This is a genomic window from Pseudomonas sp. RIT288 (genome assembly GCF_000631985.1).
Lineage (GTDB): Bacteria > Pseudomonadota > Gammaproteobacteria > Pseudomonadales > Pseudomonadaceae > Aquipseudomonas.
In genome coordinates, this window is the sequence record NZ_JFYN01000043.1 from 39,795 (window position 1) to 62,937 (window position 23,143).

Genomic DNA, 23,143 nt, shown 5'->3' on the forward strand with positions numbered 1-23,143 from the left:
GGATTTATGTCTAAGACACGTGTGATTGGTACAACGACAGACGCTATTCAGGAAGAAGAAAAGAAACTGGGCCGAACACTGCCAAAGTCCTTTTCCGATTGGCTTCTTTCAAATAACGGAAAGTCACTGGGGGCGTTAACGATTTTCCCCGTTCTGGACGCTCGTGACCGAAGGAAGACCTGGGAATCGATCGATCATCACTTTAAAAAGGACTGGCAGGAGTGGCTGGAGAACTTTTCCGACACCTCTACCGACTTTTCAGAACTTCTGCCGTTCGCTGAGTTTGGCACGGGGGATTATTACTGCTTCAACTACGCGGTAAAGGGTCAGACAGGAGAGCCGGTCGTGGTCTTGTGGTCTCACGAAACCGGTGAGATTGACCAGGTAGCGGAAAGCTTTGCCGCGTTTCTTGTCATGCCGGGGCGGCCAGGCTGATGTGTTGATGCTGGCGCTGATCATGAGTTGTCGCAACCTGCTCACAGGTGCGAAATTGATGCTCGACCCCGAATGGTTTGAAGACAGCGGGATGGCGGAGTAACGCCATCCAGCTCAAATGTCAAAGGAGTGACAACATGAAAGACGCCATTCGCCTGGGCGACTCCACCACCCACGGTGGCAAGGTCCTCGAAGCATTCTCGCAAACCGATCTTAACGGCAAGCCGATTGCCGGGCTCGGTCACAAGGTCAGTTGCCCGCTGTGCAAAGGGATTTTCCCGATTGCCGAGGGCAGCAGCACCTACACCGTCGATGGCGTGCCCATCGCGCTCGACGGCATGAAAACCGCCTGCGGTGCCGCACTCATTGCCAGTGGTCCGAAAGGGGCCGTTACCAGCTGAATCCATATTTTGCGCATCGATTGCCTTTTGCAGGGCAGCGGGTTCCTGCCGCCTGTTTGAAGGGTACTTGAAGCATGAATGGCGTTGTTCTACTGCATCGTCTGAATATTGATGCCAACCAACAAGCCGTGGGTTTTACAGGCTGGATCAACCTCAGGCTGTTCGGGTAAGCCGGTCATTGAAGTAACGATGGCACTCAAAACTCTCTGGATGTTAAAGGAATAAATATGAAAGCCACTTCTTTGTTTCTCGCTATCGCCGCCACTGTCGGCATCTCCAGCCTGGCATCCGCAGAAGCGCCAGATTCCGCTACCCTGAAAGGCATGTACGACACCGGTCGCAACATGTCGGGCTTGATCAAGCATTGCGTCGACAAGGGCTACCTGAAAGCGGACAGCACTGAAAACGCCAACAAAATGGTGGCGTTCGTTGCGAATATGCCGGGCAAATTCGACAAGGCTGATGGCGACAAGAACGAAAGTTTCGGGCGCAAGGGTGACGTGTTGGCCGACGGTCAATACAAGAGCCTGGAAGGCAACCTGCCGCCGGATCTAAGCCTCAAGCAATGGTGCGAGCAAGCGGATCAAGGCATGCGTGAGGGGCTCAAGCAATTTGGCTTGTAAACGACATCGAAGGGAACACTCGCCATGAAATCCGAAAAACCACCCACCGACGCTTCGGCACTCATCGACGCTCGAATCACCGAACTGGACGATTGGCGCGGCGCGATCCTCGGCGAGATTCGCAAGGTCATTCATCAGGCCGATCCCGAGGTGGTGGAGGAGTGGAAGTGGCGGGGTGTTCCGGCGTGGTCGCGGGGCGGCATCATTTGCACCGGGGAGACCTACAAGGCGGCGGTGAAGATGACCTTCGCCAAGGGCGCGGCGCTGGCCGATCCTGCGCGGTTGTTCAACGCCAGCCTGGAGGGCAACACCCGCCGGGCGATTGATTTTCATGAGGGTGACCCGGTCGATGAGCGGGCCTTGAAAGCACTGATTCGCGAGGCGATTGCGCTGAATCTGTCGAAGTGAATCCTGCCGTTTGCCCTGGCTCAGAAATAACTGGCTGTTTTAAAACAATTTTTTTTGCACTCAGGGCTTCCCAGATCAAAAAAAGCTTGGTAAATTGCGGCCCATTCTCGCAGAGCTTGTTACAGAGCTTGAGATACAGGGGCGTCGCCAAGCGGTAAGGCAGCAGGTTTTGATCCTGCCATGCGTTGGTTCGAATCCAGCCGCCCCTGCCATATTCAGAAAAAACGCCAGTCCGAAAGGGCTGGCGTTTTTTTATGCGTGCGATTTGTGGCTGGCACTGACAGTTGCCTGAGTCGCAGCGGAGTACTGATGTAAACTGCCCGCGCGAAAAGTCCCGGTGCGTTGCTGGCCGGCGACCCTCCATCTCTCCAGACAAGAGACTTTCATGGCTAATCAAGACCTCAGCTTCACCCCTGATCCGGATGCCGATTCCATTTCCTCCGACGTTGTCGGTTTCAACGGCATTCTGGTTTCAACCCAGATCCCGACCCGTGCCGACGGCAGCCTGGAGCTGGGCGATATCACCCTGCAAAGCGAATGCACCCTGCAGGCGCTGAAAGTGGCGCTGGAGCGGGCCGGCAGTTCGATGGATCGCGTCATGCACCTGACCATCTATCTCACCGACATGGCTGATCGCGCGGCGTTCAACGAAGTCTACAAGCGCTTCTTCGCCAAGCCATGGCCGGTACGCGCCGCGGTGGGCGTGGCGTCGCTGGCGGTGGAAGGTATGCGCGTGGAAGTCACCGCAATGGCCGCCAAGGCCTGAAGTAATGCCACATCCGACTGTAGGAGCTGTCGAGTGCAACGAGGCTGCGATCTTTAGATCTTGAAAATCCAAGTCAAAAGATCGCAGCGTGCCGCAGCTCCTACAAAGGCAAACCGAGTTGCCACTTGGCCGCGATGGCCTGATGTAATGCCATATCCAACTGTAGGAGCTGTCGAGTGCAACGAGGCTGCGATCTTTTGATTTTGAAAATCCAAGTCAAAAGATCGCAGCGTGCCGCAGCTCCTGCAGAGGCAGACTGAGTTGCCACTTGGCAGCACAGACGTGCCGCTCGGGCGTTTCGCGGCTACAATGCGCGCCTTAACCGTGACAGCCTGACTAAAAAAACTATGTCCTTGCCCAAGCATCATCTGGAATTGCTCAGCCCCGCCCGTGACGTGGCGATTGCCCGCGAGGCGATCCTGCACGGCGCGGACGCCGTGTACATCGGTGGCCCGAGCTTCGGCGCGCGCCACAACGCCTGCAACGAGGTGAGCGAAATCGCCGAGCTGGTGGAATTTGCCCGCCGTTATCACGCGCGCATTTTCACCACCATCAACACCATCCTGCACGACAACGAACTGGAGCCGGCGCGCAAGCTGATCCACCAGTTGTACGACGCCGGTGTCGACGCGCTGATCGTCCAGGACCTGGGCGTGATGGAGCTGGACATTCCGCCGATCGAGCTGCATGCCAGTACCCAGACCGACATCCGCACCCTTGAGCGGGCGAAGTTCCTCGATCAGGCCGGTTTTTCGCAACTGGTGCTGGCCCGTGAGCTGAACCTCAAAGAAATCCGCGCCATCGCCGACGAAACCGATGCCGCTATCGAGTTCTTCATCCACGGCGCCCTGTGCGTGGCGTTCTCCGGGCAGTGCAACATTTCCCACGCGCAGACCGGGCGCAGCGCCAACCGTGGCGACTGCTCCCAAGCCTGCCGTTTGCCGTACACCCTGAAAGACGAAAAGGGTGGGGTGATCGCCTACGAAAAACACCTGCTGTCGATGAAGGACAACAACCAGAGCGCCAACATCCGCGCGCTGGTCGAAGCCGGTGTGCGCTCGTTCAAGATCGAAGGTCGCTACAAGGACATGGGTTATGTGAAGAACATCACTGCCTACTACCGCCAGCGCCTCGACGACGTACTGGAAGACCGCCCGGACCTGGCCCGCGCTTCCAGCGGCCGCACCGCGCACTTCTTCCTGCCGGACCCGGAAAAGACTTTCCACCGTGGCAGCACCGACTACTTCGTCACCGATCGCAAGATCGACATCGGCGCGTTCGACTCGCCGACCTTCACCGGTCTGCCAGTCGGCACCGTCGAGAAAGTCGGCAAGCGTGACCTGCAGGTGGTGACGCAGGAGCCGCTGTCCAACGGCGATGGCCTCAACGTGCTGGTCAAGCGTGAAGTCGTGGGTTTCCGCGCCAACATCGCCGAGCCGAAAGGCGAGTTCGAAGAAGACGGCGAGAAGCGTTATCGCTACCGCGTCGAGCCGAACGAAATGCCCGAAGGCCTGTACAAGCTGCGCCCGAACCACCCACTGAATCGCAACCTCGACCACAACTGGCAACAGGCACTGCAGAAGACCTCCGCGGAGCGTCGGGTGGCCCTGAGCTGGGTCGCGCGTCTGCGTGAAGAACAGCTGGAAGTGACCGCCACCAGTGAAGAGGGCATCAGTGCCAGCGTGACCCTCAACGGTCCTTTCGGTGTCGCCAACAAGCCGGAACAGGCGCTGGAGCAATTGCAGGATCTGCTCGGCCAGCTCGGCACCACCCAGTACCACGCCACCGACATCAAGCTCGATGCGCCGCAGGCGTTCTTCATTCCGAATTCGCAGCTCAAGGCCTTGCGCCGCGAAGTCATCGAAGCCCTGACCGCCGCCCGCGTCGCGGCGCATCCGCGTGGCAGCCGCAAGGCCGAAACCACGCCGCCGCCGGTGTACCCGGAGTCGCACCTGTCGTTCCTGGCCAACGTCTACAACCAGAAGGCGCGCGACTTCTATCACCGTCACGGGGTGAAGTTGATCGATGCGGCGTACGAGGCCCACGAAGAGGCCGGTGAAGTGCCGGTGATGATCACCAAGCACTGCCTGCGTTTCTCGTTCAACCTGTGTCCGAAACAGGCCAAGGGCGTAACTGGCGTGCGCACCAAAGTCGCGCCGATGCAGCTGATTCACGGCGACGAAGTGCTGACCCTGAAGTTCGACTGCAAGCCGTGCGAGATGCACATCATCGGCAAGATGAAAGGCCACATCCTCAACATGCCGCAACCGGGCAGCGTGGTCGGCCACATCAGCCCGGAAGACCTGCTGAAAACCATCCCGCGCGCGCCACACTGAGTGACGGGCGGGCGTGGCGCTACGGTGTCACGCCTGCGCGGGCTCGCGCTCCGCCAGCTCTTCGAGCAGGTCGGCTGACGGCACAAAGAACAGACCCCCGGTGACCGCCGTGCTGAAGTCCAGCAAACGGTCGTAGTTGCCGACGGGGTTGCCGACAAACATGTTCTCCAGCATCTGCTCGATCGGTTCCGGCGAGCGCGCGTAACCAATGAAATAGGTGCCGAATTCACCAGCCCCCGGGCGGCCGAACGGCATGTTGTCGCGCAGGATCTTCTGCTCCTGGCCGTCTTTGGTGATGGTGGTCAGGGCGCTGTGGGAATTGCTCGGCTTCACTTCTTCACCGAGTTCGATGTCGGCCAGCTTGGTGCGGCCGATCACCTTCTCCTGAGCCTCGACGCTCAACGCATTCCACGCCTCCATCTTGTGCAGGTACTTCTGCACCAGCACATAACTGCCGGATTCGAACGCCGGATCTTCATTACCGATCAGGGTGAAGTGGTCAGCCTTGCGTCCCACCGGATTCTCGGTGCCATCGACGAAACCGATGATGCTGCGCATGTCGAAGTAGCGGAAACCCTGCACCTCATCCACTACGGTGATCGCGCCATTGAGTGCACTGCACAACTGGGTCGCCAGTTCGAAACACAGATCCATCTGGTCGGCACGGATGTGCAGCAGGATGTCCCCCGGAGTCGCCACCGCGCGGCGGCCCTCGACGCCGAACTCCCGGAACGGATGCAGCGACGCCGGGCGAGGGCTGCCGAACAGGGCGTCCCAGGCGCTGGCGCTGAAGCCGCAGACACACGACAGATTGCCATTGGGCACGCGTTTGCCGACCGAGCGGGTAAGGGCGGCGATGTCGCCGCACCAGCCGCGCACTTGACTGGCGGCGTCGATCCCGGGCAGCAGCGTGGCGACGATAAAGATCGCGCTGCTGGTGATCGGGTTGCAGATGGCTTGCGGTTCCGGAGCGAGCTGATCCGTAGGCATATTGGGTAGTCCTGAAACAGTTGCATGAGCGGTCAGATAGACAGGCATGACCTTAGCAGAATCGCCGTGAAATTATTGCTGAGCGTGGCGGGTGGAGAGAGTGGGTCGGGATCCCGCCATCGGAATGCGATTGCGCAAGAAGTTGCGCAGTTGACGTTCGATCCGTGCCATGCAGGAAGGATGCTGAAGCTCTAGGCTGCACCTTACAGCCAAGTGCGCAAGAAGTTGCGCAGTACTGCGCAACTTCTTGCGCACTTTGAGCCAGTCTGGCGCGGTGTGAGGCTGACTGCTTCTACCGATCGGGCTCAAGTTCTTGATAACTAATGGCCATATGATGGCTGGCACGACTTTTGGTTGTTTTTTGCGCACTGGCGTCCCTATGGACTGCCTCGTACGAGGAACAATGGAATGTTCGCATCGACCGAGAGCGCCACACCCGATCTGTCTCAGCCGCAAGTCGCGGTGGTTCCACTGAATCTGATTCAGGTCGAAGATGTCGGGCGCAGCGCCGCCCGGTTCGATGCCTGGCTCAGGGCAAACAGCGGCGATCAAGTGACGCTCGAGCGCATCAAGACGCAGGCCGGTGCACTGCCCACCGCCGGCAACATCATGGCGCTTGTCGATGTCTTGAACGACATCACCGGACTCTGCGACAACTCAAGACGCGAGCCTCTGGACTGGGTCAGTCTGGGTATCAACCTGATTGGAATCCTGCCCGCGCCGCCAAACATGGCAGCTGCACGCATGAGCTTGCGTCCGACGCTGTTTCTGGTGCGCCAGACGCTGAGCCAGGGTGGCAAACAAGTGCTCGGCGATTCGCTGATTGAAACCATCATTGGCCATTTGAACGCCGATATCGTAGGCACTCTGGATGATTTCGTGACGCAGGCTCAGGCCCGACTCCCGGAGATTATCGACGCCGCGGCCAGCCTGGGCACGAGCGTCGTCAACGAAATCGCCACTGGCATGGAGGGCGCCGGTAACGCTGCACTCGATGGCAAGCCTTTCCAGCACCAGGCCGGGGTGCCGGTCGAGGCGTTCTTGCACGATCCCAAGGCTACCATCAGCAATATTTTCGCTGCTGTCGCCAATGCCTGCAAAGCGGCCGGTCGAGGCATGGCCAGCAGCGGCACCCCAACCCTGCCTGCGGCTCAGGTCAGGCAACGGCTTCTCGACACTGTGGCCGCATTGCGGGCATTGGCAACCGAGTTGCACGCGCGGATCACCAGCCTCGGCAACGTCGAGCAGCCGCACTCCATTGGCGGCCTGCTGCAGGCACTCGCCCAGGCGGTAGAGGCCTGGCGTCAGCGCAATGACCAAGGGCAGGGCGCCAACGTCAAACCGACGACCACCAGCCAGGCCAGACACATGGCCGGCGAAGGCGCGCTGGAGGTGCGCAAGGACGAGGTCCCCGCCGATAAACGTCCCAACGAAGAAAAGAACAAGGTGTTGTGCAGCACCTGTCGTCGGATCAACTTTGCCGTGGGCAGCGAGTCGTTCGATCACACGGACTTCTCGTTACCGGGACCGTTCCCGCTTGAGTGGACCCGAACCTATTGCTCCTGCCTCGATGCCTATGATCAAGAGGTGATGGGCGCTCGCTGGATCACCCCGTTCACCACGCGTTTTGATCGTGTCGGCAATCGTTTGGCGTTTTACGAGGCCGATGGTCGCCAGATCGATTTTCCGCTGCTCAAAGTGGGCACTACACATTACGACCCCATCGAAAAACTGACCCTGGTGCGCAGTGGCGAGGAGCAGTTGCTGCTCTGTCGTGGTTTCGAACGGCAGGAGAGCTACGTCTGGCAAGGCGAGAGTTTTCAACTGATCAGCATCGTTCTGCGCAACGGCGCCGCGATCATGTTGCACTACGAGCATCACCACGGTCAGCGTTCGGTGCTGTCGGATCTGATCACTTATCAGGGCGACATGAGCCAGGTCCACCGGCACTTGGGCACCCTGATCGATGATCACGGCCGCCTGACCGGCCTCTGGGAAATCGTCGATGGTGTGCCGCAGCGACAACTGTGCGCCTATCAGTACGATGAACTGGGCGACCTGATCCAGGCGCAAGACGAGAACGGCGAAGCCTGGGCGTATCAATACCAGCACCATCTGGTGACCCGTTACACCGATCGCACTGGCCGCGGCACCAACCTGCAATGGCAAGGAACGGGCGCCAAAGCCCGAGCGGTCCGCGAATGGGCGGACGATGGCAGCTTCGAAACGCAACTGGAATGGGATCCGCGGATACGCCTGACACGTGTCACCGACGCACTTGGCAATCAGACCTCGCACTACTGCGACGCCCTCGGCTACACCTATCGCATTCGTTACGCCGATGGACGTTCCGAATGGCTGTTTCGCGATGAAGCCAAGAACGTCCTGCGCCATGTTCACGCCGATGGCAGCGTCGATCGCTACTGCTACGATCTGCGTGGCAACCTGCTCGAACACATTCGCGCCGATGACAGCGTGGCGCATTACGCCTTTGATGATCAGGATCAGTTGATCAAGATCCTTGATGCCGAAGGCGGGTTGTGGCGTCAAGGTTACGATGATCGCGGCAACCTGGTGGAGGCGATCGACCCGCTGGGGAACAAGACCGAGTATGCATATAACCAGGCAGGTCTGCCAACAGGCATAAAAGCAGCCAATGGCAGCGAGAAATCGCTAGCCTGCAACGACGCAGGGCAATTGCTGGAGTACGTCGACTGTTCAGGCAAGAAGAGCGCCTGGGCGTATGACGAGCGTGGGCAAATGGTCTGCTTTACCGATGCGGCAGGGCAGAGCACCGAGTACCAATACCGCAGCGGCCAAGTCGTGTCGGTCAAGCATCCGGACAAGAGCGAGGAGCGCTTCGAATATGACGCCGAAGGGCGATTGCTTGCTTACTCCGATGGTCTCGATCGTTGCACGACCTGGTCCTATAACGCTGCCGGGATGATTGCCGAGCGCGTGGATGCCTGTGAGCAGACCTTGCGCTATCGCTGGGACCGACTCGGTCAGTTGATCGCGCTGGAAAATGAAAATCAGAGTGCGGCACGCTTTCAGTTCGATGGTATGGGCCGATTGCTGGAAGAGCGCGGATTCGACGGACGGGTTACCCGCTATCAGTACGATGTGCAAAGTGGCCAGCTGGCCTGTGTGATCAACGGCGAACATCGGCGTTCGCCGCGCTTCGATGCAATGGGGCGCCTGATCGAGACTGTCGTCAGTCTGTCAGGGCATTCCCAAAGTGAAATGTTTACCTACGACGGCAATGGCAACCTCACGCAGGCCAGCAATGCTGACAGTCGACTGCAATGGTTCTTCGATCCGGCCGGCAACCTGTTGCGCGAGCATCAACACTACCTGGGCCTGGAACAACCGATTGTCGCAGTCTGGCAGCATGAATACGACGAGCTCAACCAACGGTGTGCGACTGTCCGCCCGGATGGTCATCGGGTCAGTTGGCTGACGTACGGCAGCGGCCATCTGTTGGCGCTGCGTCTCGACCAGCACGACCTGATCCGTTACGAGCGCGATGACCTGCACCGCGAAATTGCAAGGCACCAAGGCAATCAACTGTTGCAAACGCAACAGTGGGATGCGCTCGGTCGACTCCAGGAGCAACTGCTGGGTCGTAACGATGGCATGTCAACGCTGCTCAAACGTAGTTATCAATATGATGAGGCTGGTCAGCTCACCGACATCAACGATAGCCGTCGCGGTCACATCGGCTATCGCTACGATCCGGTCGAGCGGCTGCTGGCGGCCACGACCCGGCAAGGTGAGGAGATCTTTGCCTTCGACCCGGCGAGCAACCTGCTGGATGACACCACGAACGAGACTCGTCGGCCACTGGATCAGACCCCCATGCGCAGAAAGTGGGTCGACAACGTGCTGCGAGAGCAGGCCGGCACTCGCTATCATTACGACGAGCGCGGCAACCTGACAGAGCGTATCGAGGACGGCAACCGCAGCCAGTTTCAATGGGATCTTTTCGATCGGCTGGTGCACTTCGAAGACCAGCGCCTGACCGTTGATTTTGCCTATGACGCGATGGGACGGCGGCTTTACAAAAGGTCCAGCGCACACTTCAAACCGCATTCACAGGCCGGCTCGCAATGGAACCGCAGCGAACAGGCCCGGGCACAACGCGAGCATCACTGCGGTTTCACCTTGTACGGATGGGACGGCGACCACCTGGCCTGGGAAAGCAGTCCGGCCGAGCAGGATGGGGCGGTGGGTCGCACCGTTCATTATCTCTATGAGCCGGACAGTTTTGTGCCGTTGGTACAGGCGATTTGCAATGCCCCCATCGATTTATCTGCCCCTTCGGACTACGGTGAAGACTACAGCCTTGAGGACGATCCTCAATGGCGCCGTCAACCCGCAGCATCGGCTTTCGATGCGGTTCTCTGGTACCAGTGTGACCATCTGGGTACACCTCAGGAGCTGACGGACGCTGCAGGCAATCTGGCCTGGAGCGCGAATTACAAGGCTTGGGGGCAAATACAGGAGCAGCGCTCGGAATGGGCGCAGCAGTTGGGTGTAGACAACCCGATACGGTTTCAAGGGCAGTATCACGACCATGAGACCGGGCTGCATTACAACCGGTATCGATACTATGATCCGGCGGTTGGGCGGTTTATCAGCAAAGATCCGATTGGTTATGCCGGAGGGTTGAATCTTTATCAGTATGCTCGCAACCCGATACTCTGGGTCGATCCGCTTGGGTGGGTCCCGACGCCGCTGACAGCCGGTGGTTATATCGTTTATGGGCTTTTCAGAGGCAGCCAGAAAATTCCCTTCTATGTCGGTTTGACCAAGCAACCTGCAGTACTGCGCGAGGCTCAGCATGCCAAGTCTTTTGTCAATGGTGTAAGCCGTTTGGGAACGGCGAGCCTGAAGGTTTTAGAGCCAAATCTGAATTACTCGCAGTCAAAAGGGTACGAGCAATATTTCATTGAGAAATTCAAAACGCTGACGGGATGGCCGGGTAATCGAATCAACGCGATTAACATGCGACGAAAAGATCCCAGATCCCAATCCCATGTTGCCTGGTACGAAAAAATCAAAAAAGCCGATTCGTGTAAAAGCGATGAGACTAAGGACTAAAGAACCGTGAAGATGCTAGGTAAGAATGCCAGACCTGGAGACTTGTTTTACATTCCGGCATGCCGGGAAACGGACCAACAAGGTTTTGTGATTGCCCGTCTTATCGAAAATGTGCCGGGCAATCTGGGCTACCTGGTTGAGGTTTTCGAAAATTTTTACGTGACACTACCGAGCTCCCGCGAAGATGTAGACATCCGGAACCGCCTGTTCAAACCGGTGTTGTGTTCCTTCAGATTTTCGGAGGTTCCCAAGTGGCGAGTACTTTTTTCGGACCCGGATTACGACAGGACCCAATCCGGGTATGACGCGATCAAGTTTTTATTTCATTCAAGCCTTTGGGTAGGCGGGAAAGAAATAGCCAAGTCGCAATTGGGCGGCAGTCTTTCCCGTATTGAGGAAGCTGTTTGCTGGCGCACGCTTCATCTGATTTTCAGGGTAAACGCGCACTTGGCCGGAGTGTTGGGTGCAGATGAGCCCTACGATCATGACCGGTTACCCAGCGACCTCAGAGAGGACAACCCGGCTGCCATCGCTCGTGTGATTTCCCTCGCCCAAGCGATGGATGAGAAGTTCAAGGTATGGGCCGCCGAGACTAAAAAGAAAAGGTAGGCGACGGTCATCTCAGGTTTCCAGCGCCGACGTCGGCATGTATTCAAGCTCAGAACCGATCCAGTTCATAAGCCGCAAGCGCCGGTAGCTCATGTCCCGGGACAGCTACCGGTGACGCCAGCCGGGCAATCATCTGCGCAGTCACCGCCGCCTGCGTCAGCCCCAAATGCTGATGCCCAAACGCGAGCAGCACCTTGCCGTCGCAGACCTTGTCGATGATCGGCAGCGAGTCCGGCAGCGACGGACGAAAACCCATCCACGGCGTCGCGTCCTCCACATTCAAATCATGGCGGAGCAAGCCCTTGCTCAAGCGATGCAATTGCCAGGCGCGCTCCATGAACGGCGGGCGCTGCAGGCCGGCGAACTCCACCGTACCGGCCAGGCGCAGGCCGCTGGTCATTGGCGTCATGATGAACTTGCGCTCCAGCGAGGTGACGGCGAACGGCAGGCGTCCGTGCTCGTGCGGCAACATCAGGTGATAGCCGCGCTCGGTGTCCAGTGGCACGCGTTTACCGGTCAGCGCCGTGGTGAGCTTCGCCGAATGTGCGCCACAGGCGATCAGCACCTGCCGCGCGGTGAAACGCCCCTGATCGGTGAGCAACGACACGCCATGCTCCTGCAACTGGCCACCCCGAACTTCCTGCTGGAGGAACTGCACGCCGGCCGTTTTGGCAGCGCTCACCAGTTCACACACCACCTGATACGGGTCGAGAAAATGCCCGGTGCGCGGGTAGAACAATCCGCCCTGAATCTGTTCGCTGAGCTGCGGCGCGCGCTCCCTTACGGCGTTGGCCGACCACAAATCCACCGGCACCTGCTGTTGACGCATGCGCGCCTGCAAGGCTTCGATGGCTGGCCGCGACTCGGCGCGCTCGAACACCAGCAGCGAGCCGTCCTCCTTGAGCAGGTCGGGGCGGGCGATGCTGTGCAGCAAGCGCTGCCACGCGTCGAGGCTGCTTTCGTTGAGCGCACGCAGGCCGGCCACGGTGCGCTGAAACGGCGCCGGGCGCAGGTTCAGCAGCAATCGGCTGAACCACGGCACGGCGCGTGGCAGGTACTTCCAGTCCAGGCGCAGCGGTCCCATCGGGTCCATCAGCATCGCCGGCAGGCGCATGAGGATCGACGCGTCGGCAATCGGAAACACCTGCTCGGTGGCCAGGTGCCCGGCGTTGCCGAACGAGGCGCCATGACCGGGCGGTTGCTTGTCGATGACCACCACCCGTTTACCCTGACGTGCCAGTAGCAGGGCGCAGGCGACACCGATGATGCCGGCGCCGATCACCGCGATATCGGCGTTGTCCGCTGTGAGGTTGTCGGGCATGTTCAGGCTTCCCTCTGACCGTTGAGCAAGCGCCGTAACTGCAGCGGATTCGCTTGTTTCAGCGGCTGCGGCAGCAGGCTGTCGGGGAAATCCTGATAGCACACCGGACGCAGGAAACGCAGGATCGCCGCCGTGCCGACCGAGGTGCTGCGCGAATCCGACGTGGCCGGGAACGGCCCGCCATGCACCATCGCGTCACACACCTCGACCCCGGTCGGCCAGCCGTTGACCAGCAGGCGTCCGGCCTTGCGTTCCAGTGTCGGCAACAAGTCCCGGGCGCGGTCCAGATCGGCATCATCCAGCTGCAGCGTGGCGGTCAACTGGCCTTCGAGATGTTCGCAGACCTGACGGATTTCATCGTCGTTGGCGCATCGCACGATCAGCGACGCCGAGCCGAATATTTCACCTTGCAGACGCACATCAGCGAGGAATTCCTGCGCCTGAGTGACGAACAACTGCGCCTGGCACTGGTTCGGGCCTTCAGCGGCGAGACCGCTTGCTGCGCGTTGCGCCTGAGGATGTTCGGCCAACGCGGCGACTGCGCTGGCATAGGCGCGGAAGATCCCCGGCGTAAGCATGGTCTGCGCCGGGCTGCGCTGGACCCCTACGGCGGCAGCGGCGATGAACCTGTCCAGCGCCGCCCCTTGGCGAGCGATGACCAGCCCGGGATTGGTGCAGAACTGCCCGGCGCCCTGAGTCAGCGAGGTGACAAAGCCCTGCGCCAACGCCTCACCGCGTGCGGCAAGCGCTGCGGGAAACAGCAGCACCGGATTGATCGAACTCATTTCCGCATACAGCGGAATCGGTTCGGGCCGTGCCTGCGCCGCTTTACTCAAGGCGAGGCCGCCACTGCGTGAGCCGGTGAAGCCCACAGCCTTGATGCGCCAATCGCTGACCAACGCAATGCCGACTTCGTTGCCGGAACCGAACAGCAGCGAGAACACGCCCTCAGGCAAAGCGGATTTTTTCACTGCGCGAGTCAGCGCCTGGCCGACCAGTTCACTGGTGCCGGGATGCGCGCTGTGCGCCTTGACAATCACCGGGCAGCCGGCGGCGAGTGCCGAAGCGGTGTCACCGCCTGCCACCGAGAACGCCAGCGGAAAGTTGCTGGCGCCAAACACCGCCACTGGCCCCAGCGCAATCTGCCGCTGGCGCAGATCAGAACGTGGCAGTGGCTGGCGCTGTGGTTGTGATGGGTCGACCCGCACGTCCAGCCATTCGCCGGCACGTACAGTGCGGGCGAAGGTGCGCAGTTGCCCGCAGGTGCGCCCGCGTTCGCCTTGAATCCGTGCGCGTGGCAGGCCGCTTTCGGCCACCGCGCGATCAATCAGCGCATCGCCAAGGGCTTCGATCTCATTGGCGATGGTTTCGAGAAATTCGGCGCGCGCCTCCAGGGATGTCTCGCGATAACGATCAAAGGCCTGCCACGCCAGTGCGCAGGCCTGTTCGACCTGCTCGGCAGTGCCACCGGCATAGGCCGGTTCCAGCGCCGCGTCGGTGGCGGGATTGATCGCATGGATCGCTTCACGGCTGCCGGCAATGGCTTGGCCGCCGATCAACATGTGGCCTGTCAGAGTCATGACGCTTCCTTGATAAAAGAGGTGAAGCCCCGGCATCACACCGGGGCAGGGGCTGCGGTCAGGCGAGGTGCTGTTCGGCGGACCAGTTTTTGTACCACTGACGGAACAGCGCGTACTGGGTCTCGGCGTAACGGCGCTGGGCATCGCTGAGGGCGTCGGTTTCGTTGAAGTGCAGGGCGTACTCATGGTCGCCGTTGAGCACCATCAGATGCTTGTAATACAGCACCAGGTCGCAGCCTTCATCGAACGACGACAGCACCGCCAGCGCCGCTTCCAGTTCGCGCGCCAGGCGCCGCGCCTTGGCATCGCCCTTGGCCGCTTGCTCGCTCAGCGCCACCAGTTGCAGTACTTCGCGGGGCAGGGCGTTACCGATGCCGGTGATCGCGCCAGTGGCGTTGCAGTTGACGAAACCGTGCACCACTTGCGTATCGACACCGACCATCAGGGTCACGGCATCGTCCTGCGAGGTGATGTTCTCGGCGGCGTAGCGCAAATCGGCGCCACCGCCGAATTCCTTGAAGCCGATCAGGTTCGGATGTTCGCGGCGCAGTTCGAAGAACAGGTCGGCGCGGGTGGCAAAGCCGTAGTAGGGGCTGTTGTAGATCACCGCCGGCAGGTTCGGCGCGGCGTTGAGGATCGCGGCGAAGTGAGCTTTTTGTGCGGTGGCCGAGGCACCACGGGACAAGACGCGTGGAATCACCATCAGGCCATGCGCGCCGACTTTCGCGGCGTGCGCGGCATGGGACACCGCTTCACGGCTGTTGACCGCGCCGGTGCCGACGATGGTCGGAACCCCGGCGGCCACCAGACGCGCCACGCCTTCCTGACGCTCGGCCTCGGTCAGCAGCGGCCAGTCGCCCATCGAGCCGCAGTAAACCACTGCGCTCATGCCGATATCGATCAGCTCGCGACCCTTGGCCACCAGTGCGTCGAAGTCAGGTTTGCGCTCGGCGGTGCACGGGGTCATCAGCGCGGGAATGCAGCCAGTGAAGATGTTATCGCTCATTGTTGTAGCTCCTCGGGACATTCATTCAAGTCGAAAAAACGGGGCAGGTCAGATGCCCCAGGCGAAAGGGTCCTGCTCGTCGATCAGCAGGGTGGCGTCGGCGGTCATGTAGGCGCGGCCGGTAATGAACGGACGTACGCGGTCGCCTTGCCATTCGAAGTGCCCTTCGAACTGGCTGCCGGTGATGCTCGCTTGCGTCCAGACCTGGCCTTCGGCGAGTTTGCCGTCGGCGGCCAGGCAGGCGAGTTTGGCGCTGGTGCCGGTGCCGCAGGGTGAGCGGTCGTAGGCTTTGCCCGGGCACATGACGAAGTTGCGGCTGTCGGCGTGGGCGTCGTCGGCAAACAGTTCGACGTGGTCGATCAGCGCGCCGTCCTCACCGTGAATGCCTTGGGCTTCGAGGGCCTTGAGCATCGCCCAGGTGTAATCGGTCAGGGCGTCGACGTTGCTCATCTGCAGGTCCTGGCCGTGTTCGGAAACCAGGAAAAACCAGTTGCCGCCCCAGGCGATGTCGCCGAACACGCGACCGTAGCCGGGCACGTCCACCGGCACCTGTTTGCGGTAGCGCCAGGCCGGCACGTTGCCCAGGGTCACCGCGCCGTCCTCGTGCAGGGTGGCACTGACGGGGCCGACCGGGGTGTCGATCTGGTGCACGCCCGGTTCGATCTGCCCCAGGTAATGCAGCGAGTTGACCAGGCCGATGGTGCCGTGGCCGCACATGCCGAGGTAGCCGGCGTTGTTGAAGAAAATCACCCCGCAGGTGGCATCCGGCGACACCGGCGCGCAGTACAGCGCGCCGACCAGTACGTCGTTGCCACGCGGCTCCAGCAGGCAGGCGCGGCGCCATTGATCGTGGCCTTCGCGCAGGGCATCGCGCTTCTCGGCGATGCTGTTGCCGGGCAGGTCGGGGAAGCCTTTCATCACCAGACGTGTGGGTTCGCCGCCGGTATGGGAATCGATGATGTGCAGTCGTTTCATGAACGCGTCCCTTCAGTGAATGTCAGGCGTGAGCCGGGCGTTGGCCCGTTGCCGAATGGGTAGAGGATTCAGTGGCTTCACTTTCGTCGTCCTCGGTTTCCAGACGAATCAGGTGTGCCGGTACGCCGGTGGCCGCGCCCCAGTAGTAGATGCCTAGCGCGCAGACCGCGACGATCACCGTGTCGAACGGATGGCTGAGCACGCCGATACCACCGAAACTGCCGAGTTTGGAGAGGACGATGGTCACAGCGTAGAAGCCGATCAGCCACGCCGATGAGCGCACTTGCTGGCCGAGGTTGAGGTGCGCGGTTGGCACCATGCGCCCACACAACAGGTAGATGACAAACATCAGGATTTGCAGGCCGAGCAACCACGACACGGTGCCCCAGCCTGACCAGTAGACGATCAGCGCGGCGATGATGAACGACAGCGGCCCAAGCACGCTCATGCCCTTGACCCGGAACGGACGCGGCATGTCCGGCGCATTGCGACGCAGTGCGGCGACCGTCACCGGGGCCACGGCGTAGCTCAATACCAGCGCGGCGGAGACCACGTTGATCAGCGCTTCCCACGACGGGAACGGCAGGGTCCAGAACACCGACAGGCCAAAGGTCAGCCACAGCGCCGGGCGCGGAATGCCGGATTTTTCGTCGATGCGGGTGAAAATCTTGAAGAAGGTCCCGGTCTGCGCCCAGCCGTAGATCACCCGTGGCGTGGCGTTCATGTAGATGTTGCCGCAGCCGCTGGGCGAGATCACCGCATCGGCCACCACCAGATACGCCAGCCAGCCGACGCCCAGTGCCAGGGCGATGTCGCGATACGGCAGGGCCAGTTCCTTGGCGACGCCGGCCCAGCCATTGGCGAGCATCTCGGTCGGAATGCCGCCGAGGAAAGCAGTCTGCAGCAGCACGTAGATCGCGGTGGACAGCAGCACCGACAGGATCAGCGCGACCGGGATCGTGCGTTGCGGATTCTTCACTTCACTGGCCACCGAAATGATCGGCGTCAGGCCCAGATAAGCGAAGATCACCCCGCCGGCCGACACGGCCATTTCGATGCCGGACAGGCCGAACGGCGCAAAGCCATGCACTTCGAAATTGGCTGGTTTGAAGAAGGTGAACAGCACGCCGATCACCAGCAGCGGCACGATGAACTTGAACACGCTGACCAGATTGTTGGCCATGGCGAAGGTCTTCACGCTGCGGTAGTTGAGCAGGAAAAACAGGCACAACAGCCCGAACTGCACGAACCAGCCAAGCACAGTCGGGTCGCTGGAGCCGACCTTGGTCAGCTCGGGAAACCACGCCGCCGCATATTGCCGCGAGGCAACCACTTCGATCGCCACCAGGCTGGAAAACGCAATCAGCGTGATGAAGCCCATCAAGTAGCCGAGCAACGGGCCGTGGGAGTAAACCGGGTAACGCACCACACCGCCGGCACGGGGCAGCGCGGCGCCCAATTCGCAGTAGACGATGCCCAACAGCAACACGGCGAAACCACCGAGCAGCCAGGAAAAGATCCCTGCCGGACCGGCGATGGCTGACACGTGACTGGCGGCGAACAACCAGCCCGAACCGAAGATCGCCCCCAGTCCGATGAACGTGAGATCTATCAATGAAAGTTGTTTCTTGAACTTGCCTTGGCCTGTCATAGCGTCGCCTTCTTGTTGGTTGTTGGAGGGGCGTGCAGTGGCGCTACAGTGAACTCATCAGGCGTTGCGCGATTGATGTTTTTTGCCGGTGACGATGACGAAATCAGCACAATGGCCAACGGCAAAGGCCCGGCTCGACAGGCTGTCGGCCATGGGGCAATCTGCGCGCAAGTCAATGCGCACAGTGGGGAGTGACAGTCATGACGCAGAACGCGTTTGCGATCCTGAGCCAGCAGAACGAAGTGAGCCGACCGCAGAGCCTTGACGATCTGCTTGCCAGCATGGCGCTGCTGTTGCCGATGCTCGATGTGATTCCCAACGCGGCGATCTTCATCAAGGATCCGCAGGCGCGCTACGTCATGGCCAACCAGACGCTGGTGCAGCGCTGTGGTCTGAAAGACTTGCGACCGTTATTGGGCAAGACCAGTGCCGAGGTGTTTCCGGCGCAATTGGGCCCGGGTTACACCGAGCAGGATCGGCGCGTGCTGGAAGAGGGGTTTGTGCTGGAGGATCAGCTCGAGCTGCATCTGTACGGCAGCCGCGAACCGGGTTGGTGCCTGACCCACAAGCGTCCGCTGTACGACCGCGACAACCGGATCATCGGCCTGGCGGGGATTTCCGTCGACCTGCAAACCGCCAGCGAAACCCATCCGGCGTATCAGCGTCTGGCGGCGGTGGATGAATACATCCGGGCGAACTTCAATCAGCGCGTCAGCCTGAGCGAACTGACGCGCATCGCCGGGATTTCAGTGGCGCAACTGGAGCGTTACTGCAAGCGAGTGTTCCACCTGACGCCGCGCCAGATGATCCAGAAAGTGCGTCTTGAGCATGCGCATCGGCTGTTGCACGGCGAGTTGCCGATCACCGAAGTGGCGCTGCAGTGCGGTTATACCGACCACAGCGCGTTCACCCGGCAGTTCAAGGCTTCGACCGGATTCACCCCGCGCCAGTATCGGTTGGCGACGGCGCAGTGAGGCTTGCCGGTCAGGCCTTGACCCAGCGCTGCCGGCTCCACGCACTCAGCGAATCCACGCCCAGCACCAGAATCAGCATCGCCAGAATCACCGTACTCGCCTGCGCTTCCTGAAACAGGCTGAGGCTGACATACAGCATCTGCCCCAAACCACCGGCACCGACGAAGCCCAGCACACTGGCCATGCGGATGTTGTTTTCCCAGCGATACAGGCAATACGCGAGCAACTGCGGCGCGAGGTTGGGCAGGGTGCCGTAGCAGAAGGCGAGCACCGGGTTGCCACCCTGCAAGCGGATCGCTTCGGCAGGTTCCGGCGGGGTGTTTTCCAGCGCTTCGGCGAACAACCGGCCGAGCACCCCGGTGGTGTGCAGGGCCAGCGCCAGGGTGCCGGCATTCGGGCCGAGGCCGGCGGCGAGCACCATCAGTGCCGCCCACACCAGTTCCGGAATCGCCCGCAGACCGTTGAGCAGCAGCCGCGAAGCGCTTTGCAGCGGCCAACCGAAACGTCCGGCGGCAGGCAGCGCGAGGAGGATGCCGAACACCGCTGCGAGCAGGGTGCCGAGGGCCGACATGGCAAGGGTTTCCAGCGAACCCTTGAGGATCGCCTGCAAATGCGTGGCGCTCAGGTCCGGGCTGAGAAAGCGCTGCGCATAGGCACCCATCTGCTTGAGGCTGGTGGCGCTGCCGAGTTCATCGAGGTCGAGTTCGAGGTAGCCGAACGAGGCGATAACCGCGACGCCAATCGCGACGATCAGCAACAGATTGATCAGGCGATTCATGTCAGCCTCCAGCGCAGCAGACGGCTGAGTTGATCGGCACCGAGCACCAGAATCAGGAAGGTCAGCAACATGCTTGCCACTTCACCGCTGGCGAACATGCGCAACGACAGGTCGATCTGCTGGCCGAGGCCACCGGCGCCGACAAACCCCATCACCACCGAAGCGCGAATCGCGCACTCCCAGCGATACACCGTGTACGACAGCAACTCCGCCGCGACATTCGGCAGAATCCCATAGGCGAAACCGGCGAGCCGTCCGCTGCCGGCCTGCATCAAGGCATGCGCCGGGCGCTGGTCGGTGGACTCGAAGATTTCCGCGTAGACCTTGCCGAGCATGCCGCTGTAGGTGATGGCGATCGCCAGCACACCGGCCGCCGGGCCGAGGCCCACGGCGCGCACGAACAGCAGCGCCCAGACGATTTCCGGCACGCTGCGCAAGAAGATCAGCAGCCCGCGCACCGGCCAGCGCAGCAAGCGCCCGAGCCGACTGGGAATACCGCTCCGGGACGCCGCAGACAACGACAGCGCGCGGCTGGCAATCAGGCTGGCCGGCACCGCCAGCAGCAGTGCCAGGGCCATACCGGCGGTGGCGATGGCCAGGGTTTGCAGGGTCGCCTTGAGCAGCAACTGGAGAAAGTCGTGGTCATGCGCCGGTGGCCAGAATCCGGAGATGAAGCGGCCCATTTCGGTCTGGCTGTCGCTGTGCAGCAGCACCCCCAGATCCAGTTCGCTGAGCTGGATGCCCGGCCACAGCAGGGCAAGTGCCAGCAGGGTCAGCAGTAATCGCGGCGCGGCGGCCGGGTCGCGTGAATCGGCCCTCAGCATCGCGGGATCTGCACAATCAGCGGCGCACTGGGCGTCGTCGGGCTTTGCAATTGCTCGTTGGCGTACAGCGTATTGAGCATCTCGCGGCTGACCTGTTCGGCCGGGCTGTCAAACAGGATCTGGCCGTCGCGCAAACCGATGATGCGCGGAAAGTGCGCCAGCGCCAGTTCCACCGCATGCAGACTCGCCACCAGCGTGACGTTATGCGCCCGGGCATGCTGCGAGAGGATCGACAGGGTGTGCCCGGCCAGCACCGGGTCCATCGCCGACACCGGTTCGTCCGCCAGCAGAATCTCTGGTGCCTGATACAGCACTCGGGCAATGCCCACGCGCTGCAATTGGCCGCCGGACAATTGCTGGCAGTAAGCGAAGAGTTTGTCGCCCAGATCCAGGCGGGCGAGGGCCGCACGGGCGCCGGGAATATCCGTCGGATGCAGCAGATTCAGCAGGCTCTTGCCCAAACTCCACTGGCCGAGTTTGCCGGCCAGCACCGCCGTTACCACGCGCTGGCGCGGCGGCAGCGGTGGGGCTTGATGCACCAGGCCGATGCGCGCACGCAGGCGTTGCCGCTGACGGGCGGAGAGATGCCAGGGACGTTCGCCCAGCACCTCGATGTCGCCGCTGCTGGGGCGCAACGCGGTGGCCAGCAAGTTCAACAGACTGGATTTTCCGGCCCCGGACGGGCCGATGATCGCCACCTGCTCACCAGCGCCAATCTGCAGGTCGACGCCGCGTAGCGCATCGACCCCGTTGGCGTGGTGCAGAGTGCCTTCTTTGAGGCTCAGGGTCATTTCAACAGATCGGCAGCGCGAGCAGCTTCCTCGATACCCTTGTAGTTTTCGGGCTTGGTGTCGATGAAGCGGCTGGCCGCCTGCAGATCAAGAATCTTCTTCTGCTCAGGATTTGCCGGGTCGAGGTCGAGGAAGGCTTTCTTGATCTTCGCCGCCAGCGCCGGGTCGAGGGTGCCGCGCACGGTCCAGTTGTAATCGAAGTAGGCCGGGGTGGTGGCGAACACGTGGACCTTGCTGGTGTCGACCTTGCCGGCGTCCACCAGTTTCTGCCAGACGCTGGCGTTCAGCACACCGGCATCGACTTTACCGGCCTGGACCCAGGCGACGGTGGCGTCATGCGCACCGGAGTAGGCGACGCGGCTGAAATAGGCTTCAGGCTTGATGTTGTCGTTCTTCAGCATGAAGTAACGCGGCATCAGGCTGCCGGACGTCGACGATACCGAGCCGAAGGCAAAGGTCTTGCCCTTGAGGTCGGCCAGGCTCTTCACGTTCGGGTCGGCGGTGATGAACTTGCTGGTGAACTGCGCATCCTGCTCGCGCTGCACCAGCGGGATCACCGGGGTGGTGGCGTCGGTCTTCAGGCGTGCCTGAACAAAGGTGAAACCGCCCAGCCAGGCCATGTCGAGGCGGTCGGTCGCCAGCGCTTCAACCACCGCCGGATAGTCGGCCACGGGAACGAACTGCACTTTCATGCCCAGCTGCTGCTCCAGATACGCGCCCAGCGGCTCGAACTTGCGCAGCAATTCGGTCGGGGCTTCGTCGGGAATCGCGCTGACCCGCAACACATCGGCGGCATGCGCCACCAGAGCAGAAAAAGACAGGGCCAGACCAGCAGTCAGTGCCAGGGTTCGTTTGAGCATGGAAATCTCCGTTTCATGAGCGTCGCATTCTAAGCGCCACCGGGCGCGGTGTCGCGCGCGGGCGCTCAATCAGGTTAGACGAAGCGGCGAATTTGTACGCAGACGGAGGGTTACACCACGTTTCATTCCAGTGGTTTGCTCGGATCAGCAGCTCACTGCCGGTGTGATCACGAAAAAAACTGTAGGCGCTGTCGAGTGAAACGAGGCTGCGATCTTTGCGTTTCGATTGACGACCAAAAGATCGCAGCGTGCCGCAGCTCCTACACGGGGATTTTGGCAATCACCTTGATCTCGAACTGAAACCCGGCCAGCCAGGTCACGCCGACCGCAGTAATCGTCGGATACGGTGCACTGCCCCAGAACTCCGGCACCACTTCCCAGATGGTTTCGAAGGTCGATTGCGGATCGATCATGAACACCGTGACGTCCACCGCATCGGCGAAGCTGCAACCGGCGGCATCGAGGATCGCATTGAGGTTGTTGAAGGCCAGGCGCACCTGATCCTGCAGATCCGGTTCGGGCGAGCCGTCTTCACGGCTGCCGACCTGTCCCGAGACAAACAGAAAACCATTGGAGCGAATGGCCGGTGAATAACGATGACGCTCGTAAAGCGCATGGCGGGCTGGCGGGAAAACGACGTCGCGCTGGGTCATGGGTGTCTCCATCATTGTTTGGTGGTTGCTGATGGAGTGACTGTAGGGGCTTGCGCAGT

At 61.1% G+C, this 23,143-nt stretch carries 20 protein-coding genes and 1 tRNA gene; 10 read left to right on the plus strand and 11 right to left on the minus strand.

What is annotated here, in order from left to right; all coding sequences use genetic code 11:
• The first annotated feature begins 6 nt into the window (after window positions 1-6).
• The 7 genes from BW33_RS25530 to BW33_RS25560 all read left to right on the plus strand — a co-directional run bounded on the left by BW33_RS25530 (window position 7) and on the right by BW33_RS25560 (window position 4,969).
• Window positions 7-435 (plus strand): SMI1/KNR4 family protein, encoded by a 429-nt coding sequence (locus BW33_RS25530; RefSeq protein WP_052032767.1) that lies wholly within the window; start codon window positions 7-9, stop codon window positions 433-435.
• A 137-nt stretch (window positions 436-572) separates the two neighbouring features.
• Window positions 573-836, plus strand: a complete 264-nt coding sequence (locus BW33_RS25535; RefSeq protein ID WP_047602085.1) for a PAAR domain-containing protein — start codon at window positions 573-575, stop codon at window positions 834-836.
• Between the two features lie 227 nt (window positions 837-1,063).
• Window positions 1,064-1,459 (plus strand): hypothetical protein, encoded by a 396-nt coding sequence (locus BW33_RS25540; RefSeq protein ID WP_047602086.1) that lies wholly within the window; start codon window positions 1,064-1,066, stop codon window positions 1,457-1,459.
• A gap of 24 nt (window positions 1,460-1,483) precedes the next feature.
• Window positions 1,484-1,867: a DUF1801 domain-containing protein gene (locus BW33_RS25545; protein WP_047602088.1), complete on the plus strand. Its 384-nt coding sequence runs from the start codon at window positions 1,484-1,486 to the stop codon at window positions 1,865-1,867.
• Window positions 1,868-2,004: 137 nt separating this feature from the next.
• Window positions 2,005-2,079: transfer RNA gene (locus tag BW33_RS25550), tRNA-Gln, on the plus strand.
• Window positions 2,080-2,252: 173 nt separating this feature from the next.
• A complete protein-coding gene (locus tag BW33_RS25555; RefSeq protein WP_003224376.1) occupies window positions 2,253-2,633 on the plus strand; it encodes a RidA family protein in 381 nt (126 codons plus the stop codon).
• 347 nt (window positions 2,634-2,980) lie between these two features.
• Entirely contained in the window at window positions 2,981-4,969 is a 1,989-nt protein-coding gene (locus BW33_RS25560; RefSeq protein WP_047602089.1) for a peptidase U32 family protein, read from the plus strand.
• Window positions 4,970-4,996: 27 nt separating this feature from the next.
• Here the strand turns inward: BW33_RS25560 and BW33_RS25565 are convergent, their stop codons facing one another.
• Window positions 4,997-5,959: a Dyp-type peroxidase gene (locus tag BW33_RS25565; RefSeq protein ID WP_047602090.1), complete on the minus strand. Its 963-nt coding sequence runs from the start codon at window positions 5,957-5,959 to the stop codon at window positions 4,997-4,999.
• Between the two features lie 408 nt (window positions 5,960-6,367).
• Here BW33_RS25565 and BW33_RS25570 point away from each other — a divergent pair, with 408 nt between their 5' ends.
• Both BW33_RS25570 and BW33_RS25575 read left to right on the plus strand, forming a co-directional pair.
• On the plus strand, window positions 6,368-11,062 hold the full coding sequence (locus BW33_RS25570) for an RHS repeat-associated core domain-containing protein (RefSeq protein ID WP_047602091.1): 4,695 nt from the start codon (window positions 6,368-6,370) through the stop codon (window positions 11,060-11,062).
• A gap of 12 nt (window positions 11,063-11,074) precedes the next feature.
• Window positions 11,075-11,671, plus strand: a complete 597-nt coding sequence (locus BW33_RS25575; RefSeq protein ID WP_442965420.1) for a hypothetical protein — start codon at window positions 11,075-11,077, stop codon at window positions 11,669-11,671.
• Window positions 11,672-11,720: 49 nt separating this feature from the next.
• Here the strand turns inward: BW33_RS25575 and BW33_RS25580 are convergent, their stop codons facing one another.
• The 5 genes from BW33_RS25580 to BW33_RS25600 are packed head-to-tail and all read right to left on the minus strand — an operon-like array spanning window position 11,721 to window position 18,204.
• Window positions 11,721-12,992, minus strand: coding sequence for an NAD(P)/FAD-dependent oxidoreductase (locus BW33_RS25580; RefSeq protein WP_047602094.1), 1,272 nt, complete (start codon window positions 12,990-12,992; stop codon window positions 11,721-11,723).
• A 2-nt stretch (window positions 12,993-12,994) separates the two neighbouring features.
• A complete protein-coding gene (locus BW33_RS25585) occupies window positions 12,995-14,572 on the minus strand; it encodes an aldehyde dehydrogenase (NADP(+)) (RefSeq protein WP_047602095.1) in 1,578 nt (525 codons plus the stop codon).
• 58 nt (window positions 14,573-14,630) lie between these two features.
• A complete protein-coding gene (locus tag BW33_RS25590; protein ID WP_047602096.1) occupies window positions 14,631-15,578 on the minus strand; it encodes a dihydrodipicolinate synthase family protein in 948 nt (315 codons plus the stop codon).
• A gap of 48 nt (window positions 15,579-15,626) precedes the next feature.
• A complete protein-coding gene (locus tag BW33_RS25595; RefSeq protein WP_047602097.1) occupies window positions 15,627-16,553 on the minus strand; it encodes a 4-hydroxyproline epimerase in 927 nt (308 codons plus the stop codon).
• A 22-nt stretch (window positions 16,554-16,575) separates the two neighbouring features.
• A complete protein-coding gene (locus tag BW33_RS25600; RefSeq protein WP_047602098.1) occupies window positions 16,576-18,204 on the minus strand; it encodes an APC family permease in 1,629 nt (542 codons plus the stop codon).
• 200 nt (window positions 18,205-18,404) lie between these two features.
• On the opposite strand from BW33_RS25600, the gene BW33_RS25605 reads away from it, so the two are divergent.
• Window positions 18,405-19,178 (plus strand): AraC family transcriptional regulator, encoded by a 774-nt coding sequence (locus BW33_RS25605; RefSeq protein WP_047602099.1) that lies wholly within the window; start codon window positions 18,405-18,407, stop codon window positions 19,176-19,178.
• Between the two features lie 10 nt (window positions 19,179-19,188).
• Here the strand turns inward: BW33_RS25605 and phnE are convergent, their stop codons facing one another.
• The 5 genes from phnE to BW33_RS25630 all read right to left on the minus strand — a co-directional run bounded on the left by phnE (window position 19,189) and on the right by BW33_RS25630 (window position 23,084).
• The gene (gene phnE / locus BW33_RS25610; protein ID WP_047602100.1) at window positions 19,189-19,956 is read right to left on the minus strand and encodes a phosphonate ABC transporter, permease protein PhnE; all 768 of its coding nucleotides are present in this window, start codon (window positions 19,954-19,956) and stop codon (window positions 19,189-19,191) included.
• Window positions 19,953-20,780, minus strand: coding sequence for a PhnE/PtxC family ABC transporter permease (locus tag BW33_RS25615; RefSeq protein ID WP_047602101.1), 828 nt, complete (start codon window positions 20,778-20,780; stop codon window positions 19,953-19,955). The genes phnE and BW33_RS25615 overlap by 4 nt, the downstream gene beginning before the upstream one ends.
• On the minus strand, window positions 20,774-21,571 hold the full coding sequence (locus tag BW33_RS25620) for a phosphonate ABC transporter ATP-binding protein (RefSeq protein WP_047602103.1): 798 nt from the start codon (window positions 21,569-21,571) through the stop codon (window positions 20,774-20,776). Before BW33_RS25620 ends, BW33_RS25615 begins: the two co-directional genes overlap by 7 nt.
• Entirely contained in the window at window positions 21,568-22,431 is an 864-nt protein-coding gene (locus tag BW33_RS25625; RefSeq protein WP_041072554.1) for a putative selenate ABC transporter substrate-binding protein, read from the minus strand. Before BW33_RS25625 ends, BW33_RS25620 begins: the two co-directional genes overlap by 4 nt.
• A gap of 260 nt (window positions 22,432-22,691) precedes the next feature.
• Window positions 22,692-23,084 carry a RidA family protein gene (locus BW33_RS25630; protein WP_047602105.1) on the minus strand — a complete coding sequence of 131 codons (393 nt, stop codon included), beginning with the start codon at window positions 23,082-23,084 and terminating at the stop codon, window positions 22,692-22,694.
• Between the last annotated feature and the right edge of the window lie 59 nt (window positions 23,085-23,143).

What these genes read in the sequence shown, in the direction of transcription:
- BW33_RS25530 (WP_052032767.1), top strand. Translation starts at nt 7, where the DNA reads ATGTCTAAGACACGTGTGATTGGTACAACGACAGACGCTATTCAGGAA.
- BW33_RS25535 (WP_047602085.1), top strand. Translation starts at nt 573, where the DNA reads ATGAAAGACGCCATTCGCCTGGGCGACTCCACCACCCACGGTGGCAAG.
- BW33_RS25540 (WP_047602086.1), top strand. Translation starts at nt 1,064, where the DNA reads ATGAAAGCCACTTCTTTGTTTCTCGCTATCGCCGCCACTGTCGGCATC.
- BW33_RS25545 (WP_047602088.1), top strand. Translation starts at nt 1,484, where the DNA reads ATGAAATCCGAAAAACCACCCACCGACGCTTCGGCACTCATCGACGCT.
- BW33_RS25555 (WP_003224376.1), top strand. Translation starts at nt 2,253, where the DNA reads ATGGCTAATCAAGACCTCAGCTTCACCCCTGATCCGGATGCCGATTCC.
- BW33_RS25560 (WP_047602089.1), top strand. Translation starts at nt 2,981, where the DNA reads ATGTCCTTGCCCAAGCATCATCTGGAATTGCTCAGCCCCGCCCGTGAC.
- BW33_RS25565 (WP_047602090.1), bottom strand. Translation starts at nt 5,959, where the DNA reads ATGCCTACGGATCAGCTCGCTCCGGAACCGCAAGCCATCTGCAACCCG.
- BW33_RS25570 (WP_047602091.1), top strand. Translation starts at nt 6,368, where the DNA reads ATGTTCGCATCGACCGAGAGCGCCACACCCGATCTGTCTCAGCCGCAA.
- BW33_RS25575 (WP_442965420.1), top strand. Translation starts at nt 11,075, where the DNA reads ATGCTAGGTAAGAATGCCAGACCTGGAGACTTGTTTTACATTCCGGCA.
- BW33_RS25580 (WP_047602094.1), bottom strand. Translation starts at nt 12,992, where the DNA reads ATGCCCGACAACCTCACAGCGGACAACGCCGATATCGCGGTGATCGGC.
- BW33_RS25585 (WP_047602095.1), bottom strand. Translation starts at nt 14,572, where the DNA reads ATGACTCTGACAGGCCACATGTTGATCGGCGGCCAAGCCATTGCCGGC.
- BW33_RS25590 (WP_047602096.1), bottom strand. Translation starts at nt 15,578, where the DNA reads ATGAGCGATAACATCTTCACTGGCTGCATTCCCGCGCTGATGACCCCG.
- BW33_RS25595 (WP_047602097.1), bottom strand. Translation starts at nt 16,553, where the DNA reads ATGAAACGACTGCACATCATCGATTCCCATACCGGCGGCGAACCCACA.
- BW33_RS25600 (WP_047602098.1), bottom strand. Translation starts at nt 18,204, where the DNA reads ATGACAGGCCAAGGCAAGTTCAAGAAACAACTTTCATTGATAGATCTC.
- BW33_RS25605 (WP_047602099.1), top strand. Translation starts at nt 18,405, where the DNA reads ATGACGCAGAACGCGTTTGCGATCCTGAGCCAGCAGAACGAAGTGAGC.
- phnE (WP_047602100.1), bottom strand. Translation starts at nt 19,956, where the DNA reads ATGAATCGCCTGATCAATCTGTTGCTGATCGTCGCGATTGGCGTCGCG.
- BW33_RS25615 (WP_047602101.1), bottom strand. Translation starts at nt 20,780, where the DNA reads ATGCTGAGGGCCGATTCACGCGACCCGGCCGCCGCGCCGCGATTACTG.
- BW33_RS25620 (WP_047602103.1), bottom strand. Translation starts at nt 21,571, where the DNA reads ATGACCCTGAGCCTCAAAGAAGGCACTCTGCACCACGCCAACGGGGTC.
- BW33_RS25625 (WP_041072554.1), bottom strand. Translation starts at nt 22,431, where the DNA reads ATGCTCAAACGAACCCTGGCACTGACTGCTGGTCTGGCCCTGTCTTTT.
- BW33_RS25630 (WP_047602105.1), bottom strand. Translation starts at nt 23,084, where the DNA reads ATGACCCAGCGCGACGTCGTTTTCCCGCCAGCCCGCCATGCGCTTTAC.